Source organism: Roseovarius gahaiensis (assembly GCF_011601345.1).
Classification (GTDB): Bacteria; Pseudomonadota; Alphaproteobacteria; order Rhodobacterales; family Rhodobacteraceae; genus Roseovarius; species Roseovarius gahaiensis.
In genome coordinates this window covers 1-8,027 of the sequence record NZ_JAAORB010000068.1, presented here as the reverse complement: position 1 = coordinate 8,027, position 8,027 = coordinate 1, and the positions used below count along the sequence as shown (strand labels likewise).

Annotated in this window: 7 protein-coding genes; 3 read left to right on the top strand and 4 right to left on the bottom strand. The window is 53.1% G+C overall.

Translation table 11 applies throughout. From position 1 onward, the window contains the following. Positions 1 to 479 precede the first annotated feature (479 nt). From HAT86_RS16535 to HAT86_RS16525, 3 genes are read right to left on the bottom strand one after another with little or no spacing between them, the layout of a single operon-like run. Positions 480 to 1,148, bottom strand: coding sequence for a HEPN domain-containing protein (locus tag HAT86_RS16535; protein ID WP_167200502.1), 669 nt, complete (start codon positions 1,146 to 1,148; stop codon positions 480 to 482). Between the two features lie 5 nt (positions 1,149 to 1,153). Next, positions 1,154 to 1,609, bottom strand: a complete 456-nt coding sequence (locus HAT86_RS16530; protein WP_167200499.1) for a hypothetical protein — start codon at positions 1,607 to 1,609, stop codon at positions 1,154 to 1,156. A gap of 8 nt (positions 1,610 to 1,617) precedes the next feature. Next, the gene (locus tag HAT86_RS16525; RefSeq protein WP_167200495.1) at positions 1,618 to 3,006 is read right to left on the bottom strand and encodes an exonuclease domain-containing protein; all 1,389 of its coding nucleotides are present in this window, start codon (positions 3,004 to 3,006) and stop codon (positions 1,618 to 1,620) included. 118 nt (positions 3,007 to 3,124) lie between these two features. Here HAT86_RS16525 and HAT86_RS16520 point away from each other — a divergent pair, with 118 nt between their 5' ends. From HAT86_RS16520 to HAT86_RS16510, 3 genes are all read left to right on the top strand, one after another. Further along, positions 3,125 to 5,161 carry an AAA family ATPase gene (locus HAT86_RS16520; RefSeq protein ID WP_167200492.1) on the top strand — a complete coding sequence of 679 codons (2,037 nt, stop codon included), beginning with the start codon at positions 3,125 to 3,127 and terminating at the stop codon, positions 5,159 to 5,161. 103 nt (positions 5,162 to 5,264) lie between these two features. Continuing rightward, positions 5,265 to 6,275: a helix-turn-helix transcriptional regulator gene (locus tag HAT86_RS16515; RefSeq protein ID WP_167200489.1), complete on the top strand. Its 1,011-nt coding sequence runs from the start codon at positions 5,265 to 5,267 to the stop codon at positions 6,273 to 6,275. Between the two features lie 60 nt (positions 6,276 to 6,335). After that, complete coding sequence (locus HAT86_RS16510; protein ID WP_167200486.1) at positions 6,336 to 6,974, top strand: hypothetical protein; 639 nt, start codon at positions 6,336 to 6,338, stop codon at positions 6,972 to 6,974. Between the two features lie 106 nt (positions 6,975 to 7,080). On the opposite strand, the gene HAT86_RS16505 is transcribed toward HAT86_RS16510, so the two are convergent. Next, positions 7,081 to 7,653 carry a transposase gene (locus HAT86_RS16505; protein ID WP_231125953.1) on the bottom strand — a complete coding sequence of 191 codons (573 nt, stop codon included), beginning with the start codon at positions 7,651 to 7,653 and terminating at the stop codon, positions 7,081 to 7,083. Positions 7,654 to 8,027: the final 374 nt, after the last annotated feature.

The window sequence follows — 8,027 nt, the reverse complement described above, 5'->3', positions numbered from 1 at the left end:
CTTGGTGGCTGCGATGAACCAGAAATCCTCCGTTACGAAAACCTCAAATCTGTCCCAAAGGCGCTGACGTCAGACAAAATGTTGAGAAATTAATTACGTTTATTTATCGACCAAAACAATCACCATCGCAAAATCGGCCGCAAAAATGGTTGCCCAGCAAAGTGGGGCTGGGCATGTTGCAGGCAAGGCATCGGCAAAACGACAGCACATTATGTCCGCTCACGGACGCGGCGAGCTCATGAGGGCGACTGCACCGTAAGACATCATACTTTTCGTGCAGGATGATCATGTGCCTACCCTCCCAAACCAATCAAAAGCGCAAGAAAACCCAGGAACACCAAAGCGAGAACCGCTGAAATATTAAGAAACAGACGGCTAGTAAGAATGCGAACCAAAAGGACAAGCATCCCTATCAGGACCATGGCGGCCACGATTAGAAAGAGCAGTCCTACGGCAGTGTCCAACACCAGGCGCTCCCATCAATCTGCCACTGGGTAATAAGGCGCCCCCCAGTCTTCATCAGGATTTGACAGCATCGTATCGATGAACACTGGCAGCAGGCTTAACAATAACTCTGCCCCATCACGCACCTGCTTGCGGTTCACCTGACTGTTCCAGGTCGCGCCGCCATGGACAAGCTGGTTGCGTAGCACATAAAGCCTGTCAAATACGATGCTCAAAAGCTTCGCTGTTTCCTGCTCCTCAATGGCGTATTGTGCTGCCTTCTTGGCACTTCCAAAGCGCAGTTCCCAATTGTCATATTCGGCATCGCCATTGTGGAACTTCCAGAACGGACTGAAGATGTATTTGTTATCCAGAAGCTCGGCCACGACCCCTTCAAACTGATACCAGATCTCATGGGCGATCCGTCCCCTCGGATCACACCGCACCAATGCATCAAAAAAGTTTTGGAAATCAGCACGGGCAAACGACCCCGGGTCGTCAGCCATGTCCTTGGCATAGGCCGCATTGAAAGCGATCCAGCTGAAAATGAATGCAGCATCTGGATCCTCTTCAATCAACGCAGCCGCCCGTGCTATCCAGCTGATGGACCGATGGGTGCGCAGGTTCAGTTCTGGAGAATTCTGCTCACGATGCTGCCGATGTTTGTCCCGCAGATAATCAAATTCGTCTGATACTACCGCCATCGCATTCAAGCTCCCAATCTCCGCGCAACCGCATCACCAAGCCGCGATGTGATAAGCCTCCAGATTGCACCGCCGCCCGTATCCGCGCCAGCGTCGCCCCAACGTTCACTGCGCAGGACATAATGCAGTATCTTTCGAAGATCGCGCAGGCTGAGATTTTCAACGCGACTGAGATCAGCTTCGAGACTGTACATAAACTCGGAAACCGGCGTTTGTGCTCGATCGCCCATGTGATCACCTCCATCGCTGCAGACGAAGCCACAGGAATAGGCCGCGTCAATGAAGGCAGACCATTCAGGCCAGTCGATCGGCCGCACCCGCTCATCGCGTGTGGCGGCTTGGTAACGCACCAACAAGTCGCGAAGTCGTGCACCTACGAACCGAACCTGCTGAACGGTTAGCTTTTCATCGAGACTGAATGCGTCCTGTCGGATATCCGGGTCATTCTGTATAGCTGGCATTGTAAACTCTACCCTTGTCCGACTGCGGCACCGCCGAAATCATCGATAAAATTCTCGATTTCCACGAGCATTTCTGATTCATAAAGCCCTGACCCTCTCATCTTGGAGATAGCTTGACGCGCTTTTACAAGGGTCATCCACTTAACCTTGTCCTCCCCCGTGGCATCCCAACGCCCGCGGCGCCAATCAGAGTATTGGCGTTGCCCCCGCTCTGACAAAAGCTTGGGCGCATAGAAGGCCAAGAGCCTTCGGCCGAGTTGGCGCAGGCGCGCATCTTGAAACTCCGCCACGATTTCTTGCCGCCGCCCCCAATCCGCCCCTTGAAACTCCTTAAGGCCCGCCTTGTCATTCCAATCATAGAACCCATTGAATATCTGCTCTTCGACAGGTTGGGGCTCCGCAGGAATCACCGTCGCATAGCGCGCAGTCATCGCGGTGATCAGTCGCCGCCGGAGCTCGGGGGCCTCTGCAAGCACCCGTGCACGGCGACGATGCTCATCTGTCACGGTTACGGGCGGCAATAGCACGGGGACTTTGTTGACCGATATGGAACGCAAGAGGCGAGGTTCGCTGTCCATGGCCGCCATCAGGTCTGCGTCCGACGCGTTGATGAGATCTTGTGGGTCCACCGCGTCGAGATCAAACAAGTAAGCCTGGTTCGGATTTTTATCTGCATACCCGCAGAGACAACCCATGATCGCCTTCGGGGGGCCGGCGCCAAAGCGTCCTATCAGCTCAAGCGGCGCATACGGTTCTAACTGGGCCCGGACATGCCCTTTGTCGCGATTGGCCAGGAGTAGTTTCCAGAGATCGGGCGTACGCTCAGCGATCAGCCGCGCCATATGGATCGTGGCCTCCACGTCCCCTAATGCGTCATGGGCGTTATGCCCTGCAAAACCATTCTCTGGAGCTAGCCGCTCCAGCTTGAAGCGCACACGACCGGTTTCATCAACGGGCCAGTTGAACAGATCGGGGTGGCGCTGAAACATGGCGAATACGGCCGTCATGATGTCAAAGCGCGAATTGCCGTGGAACTGGGTGGCGAAAATCTCAGGCTGCAGATTTTGGTAGAACATCTGGCGCAGCATCTCTTCGTCGAAGCGGATACTGTTAAACCCGGTCCAGATCGCAGGTGACCAACGCGCCACAAGCGCCGTTAGATCCTGAGCAAACTCGAATAGGCTCGGCAACTCAGGATCAACCAGCTGATGTGGCCGCACTCCTGTGACCGCCAAAGCCTGCGGCGATGGGATGACATGTGGTGCTAAGCGGCAACGCAAATTGACACGCTCGATCTCCTGGAAGTCCGCATCCGTAAGTATGGCCGCAAATTGCAGCGGATGGTCGAAGGCAGGCGATGTGCCGGTGGTTTCGAGATCAAAAAATGCGAAATTCATACCACCTTGTAAGCTGAAGATCCCAATACGTCATCAATAGATTGACACATCACAGCACTTATACGTCCATATTTGTCGTAGGGCCGTATTATCTATCAAGCCTCAGTACGGAGGCTGCATGACAAACAAATATGAACAATTCTACCTGACTACCCTAGCGCATCGACTTGCATCCAAATTTTCGGCGAGAAGTGTGGTGGCGACCGAGCTTTCAAACTGGACTGAGGACCAAGATCTTGGATTTGATTGGGATCCCGATATCGATCGCTTCAAAAAGAAGGGCATACCTTCTGAGGTTTGGGCAGAGCTTCACCAAAAACTTTCTCAACAGCAGGACGTAACAGGCCAGCCCAAAGCTGACTTGTTAGCCCAAAACATTCACGCGCTTGCAAGCCACATGGATTTGAACATGCCAGAAGCATCCATTCTGGAGCTTGCCATACGTGCGGCACGCGGCGGACCCGTCAGAACACTTTGTAACTCTCTGACCGACGACGCACGCCTCTCAATCGAAGAAACAGTTTTGGCACTCACCGCGCTTGAGCCCGCCCAAGTGCGTCAAGCTCTATCGCACTCCGGAAAGCTACTGATGTCTGGACTTGTCCAGTTCGAAAGAGGCAACTTCACTGGTCTCGGCATTGTTCCTTTGAATCGCGTGGTTGAAGCCATTGATCCCCCATCACGTGGGCTTGGGGATATTCTCGACAGACTTTTTGATCCAGTGTCAGCATCTGCCGTGTCTTGGCATGACTTTGAGCATCTTGGCGCTGGGCGCGATTTCGCATTCCGACTGTTAAAGGGGGCAGTAGCGCGCAGCGAACATGGAGTGAATATCCTGCTTCACGGCGCCCCAGGCACTGGCAAAACAGAATTCTGCAAGGTTCTCGCCGACCAAGTGGGCGCCAGCCTTCACGCCGTTGGCGAAGTGGATGATGATGGCGATGAACCTTCGCGCTTTGAGCGCCTGCAACAACTGCGCCTCGGCCAGAGGCTTCTAGCGCATCAGGGTAAAAGCATCATTCTCTTTGATGAAATGGAAGATTTATTCACCGGAATGGACGGGGGCCTATTCGGCGGGGCGTTACGACGCACCGGCTCAAAAGTGCATATCAACCGGCTGTTAGAAAACAACCAGGTCCCCACTCTGTGGACCACAAACAATATAGGCGATTGCGACCCTGCTTTTTTGAGGCGTATTTCCTTCACATTGGAGCTAAGGACCCCGCCCGTCTCAGTACGCAGCCAAATCTGGAGCAAGCGAGCTGAACACCATCAGGTACCACTGCCCCAACACCTATGCCTGGAATTGGCACAGAGCATGGATGACGCGCCCGCCCTAGCAGATAGCGCAATTCGGGCCGCACAGATCACCGGTGGAGGCGCACAGGACGTTAAGCTGGCCGCCGGAGCACTTTCCCGCGCGATCCGCGGCGGCCACACGCCAATCACAGCAAAGAATAGCACTGGCTTTGAACCAGATCTGGCAAATGCGGACCACGATCTTGCTATGATAACAGAGCGCTTTGTCGCCTGCGGCCCTGCCAATACCGGCGGGCTATGCTTAAGCGGCCCCCCTGGCACCGGCAAAAGCGCATTCGCACATTATCTCGCCGAAAGCATGCAGATGCCCGTATTGGAACGGCGCGCATCAGATCTGCTTGACCGCTATGTCGGCGGCAGTGAACGCAATATCGCTGATGCATTTGCAGAGGCGCGCGATACCACCGCTTTTCTAGTCTTTGATGAGGCCGACTCACTTTTAGGCGCACGCGATGGCGCAACACATCGCTGGGAAATCTCGCAAGTCAACGAAATGCTCACCGGGATGGAGAGCCACCCCCTGCCCTTCGCCTGCACAACCAACCTGATCGACCAACTGGACCCCGCAACGGCCAGACGTTTCAGCTTGAAGATCAGCTTCTTGCCACTGAACCTTCAACAGCGTGCTGCTTGTTTTCGGCGGTTCTTCAAAACAGAGCCGCCCCAAGGACTGGAAGGTCTAGATCAGCTGACGCCAGGTGATTTTGCGGTTGTGGCCAAGCGATCGAACTTTCTCGGTATAACCGAAACTGACGCAATCATCGCGGAACTTCACCGCGAGCAAGAAGCCAAACCGAATGCACGCAGCCGTGTTGGGTTTCGGGCGGAGCGTTGAGCCAGATGCCCTTGCGCGTAATGCGAAGATTGTCGGCACAAGTGCGCACCTGCTTGAAGCCATGACGGGTTTCCGTCAATCTGAATGAAATGGAGTCTCCTCAATGCGTTATGGCCGATTGGCAGATCTTGTCAGACTAGCCCTGCAGATGCAGGGGCGGGCCGATGGCCTCTCACTCGATGATATAGGGCAAACCTATGAGGTATCGCGCAGAACCGCAGAGCGGATGCGCGACGCAATCCGCGATGCCTTTCCTCAGACAGAAGAGCTTCACGAGCCAGGCGGGCGAAAACGCTGGCGGCTACCACCGGGCACCGCGGGGCGCCTCGCTGATCCCACTATTGACGACATCTCAGCCCTTAACCGGGGGGCTGAACTTGCCCGCCAATCCGGAGACAGCGCCACCGCCGATCATCTAGAAACACTCATGGACCGTCTGCGTGCGCGCTTACCCGGACCAAAGCGAACTCGGCTCGAGCCCGACATCGCAACCCTACTCGAAGCAGACGGGGTCGCGTTACGCCCTGGGCCGAGAGAACAGATCCCAATCGACATCCTAGACAGCTTGCGCGAAGCGATCCTTGCAGGCCTCTGGATCGAAGTAGATCATCGGGCACGCGCAACAGGCCTGCTAAGTCGCAATGCGCGACTTGGCCCCTTGGCGCTGCTGCTTGGCGAAGGTCGCCAATATCTCGTGGCATACAGCGACTATGCAAAGGACGTGCGGCTCTTTGCTTTGGCGGGCTTTGAGCGGATTGAACGAACTGAGAATGTGTTCGAGCGCCCGGAAGACTTCGATCTTGGCGCCTGGATGCAGCGTTCCTTCGGGATTTGGCAAGAAGATGTCTACGATGTCGTTTGGCGGTTCTCACCCGAAGCCGCCCCAGATGCTCGGCTTTACTTGTTTCATCCCACACAAGTCATGACTGACGAGCCCGACGGGAGTTTGACGGTTTCATTCCGCGCAGGCGGGCTGCGCGAAATGTGCTGGCATTTGTTCCGGTGGGGCAATCAAGTAAGCATAATATCACCGAAACCGCTTAGAGAAGTTATGGAAAACTCTATTCAAGAAGCAGCTCAGGCTTCCAAGCCTTTAAATGCCCAAAGAACATAAACCTACCATGAAAGGGAAATAGCTTTGGCTTCGAGGAGCTTCACAACGGAACACGCGAGCATGTTTATCGCGCAACTTAATAAAGGCAAGATGCGGGAAGATCTGCAGAAGGATACCTACGGAGCTTCCTACCGAGCCTTGGTAAAATTGGCAGAAGCATCAAGAGATGATCCACAACATGACGCTGCACATTCTTTAGCCTGTGCAGTTTACGCCTGGATGCCAACAATTCTAAAGGATTTTAAAATTGAAAAAATAGATTCGGTCACACCATTAAAAACAGTAAAGGCGATCAAATCTTGGGAGGAGGCAGAGATATTCATTTCACAAATTGATGATGTCGCACCGATCAACGGGTCTTGGGTTGGAACGAGCAAGTTTCTGCATCTTCTGAACCCGGAAATTTTCCCAATCTGGGACTCACGAGTGGCAGTCAGCTTTCACTCAAAACTGGCTGCTCAAGCCAAGGCAGCAGCTGATCGAAACGAAAATTTGCGCCCCATCCAATTGAATTACTTTTGCAACAGAAAAGATCATTACTTAGAATATCTGAAATTCATGATGGAATCCGTTGAGAAATCTTCTGGTTGGGTTGATGTGATGCAGAAAAAAATAAAGGGCGACCAAAAACACTTCCCAACGAAATTGCGCTGCCTAGAATTGGCATTCTTCAATAGATATCCACGCATCGCTCTATGATTAAAAAGAAAGTTTGGTGCTGAAAAAATGAGCGTGCACAACATATAGAGCCGTGCACGCACATCACACATTTCTTAGGCCTTACGCAAAGCCAACTGCGAGCAAGTCAACTATCCTCAGCGAAGCGCCAGTCTCCACCATCATCCTCTGAGATTGATGCATCGTAAGGACCTAAATGAATGCTGCAGCTCGCCCAACCGCCCTCGTCGCTGCTCCATTCAGAAAGTGTCTCTTCGTCAAGATCCTCAGCGAGATCAGCGCTGACCTTTACCCATGCAGATATAATTGGTCCATCTTCCTCAAGTGTGATTGAGACTTTACCCCTATCAGCGTTCACCTCAAAATCATCTTCACATTCTGAAGCATCCGCGAATACAGCTTCACCAAAGTCGTCCGATTGACTGGGGCTGAACTCAAAAAATACCTTTTTCTCTTTCTTCCACTCTTCGTATTCATCAGCATCGTCAAACGAGAATTTCGCACGATCAATGTGCCACACCAATCCTGGGTTTAGCTCTTCACTCATGTTCTCTCCTTGGCCGTATTTAAGTTTCCAGTTTCTAACGAGGGTTGGGTGTACGCCGAACTTCTGCCCAACCGCCTTTAAGGTGCTGGTGTCGTCAGAAGCTGCAAGCGCAACCCTTTTCTTGAAGTCTTCATTGTATTTTGAGTTAGGCATACGATCTTCCTTAGCCGCGTCTGCAGACAACATTTTTCTCAAACTCTGACTTAGTCAATGTGCTTATTAAGCTCCACAGGAGTGATATGTCCGATCTTGACGTAGCGCCCCCTACGCTGAACGAATTCATTGATCACATCCAACACACCGCATCACGGCTCACTCTCCGTCCGGTGTGAAAGCACGCTCGACAAGTTTATCTCTAGGTCGCCCGCAGCGTATGCATAAGTAACTAGCGGCCCATTAGTCCCAGCGGAATAGTCTAGACACAGCGCATTTCCGCTTTGAAGCTCTGGCTTGCGTGTTTCGCGTGATGGCGGGCACTGATTTCACCTGATCATGGGCATAGATTTCACGTGATCGTGGGCAGACTT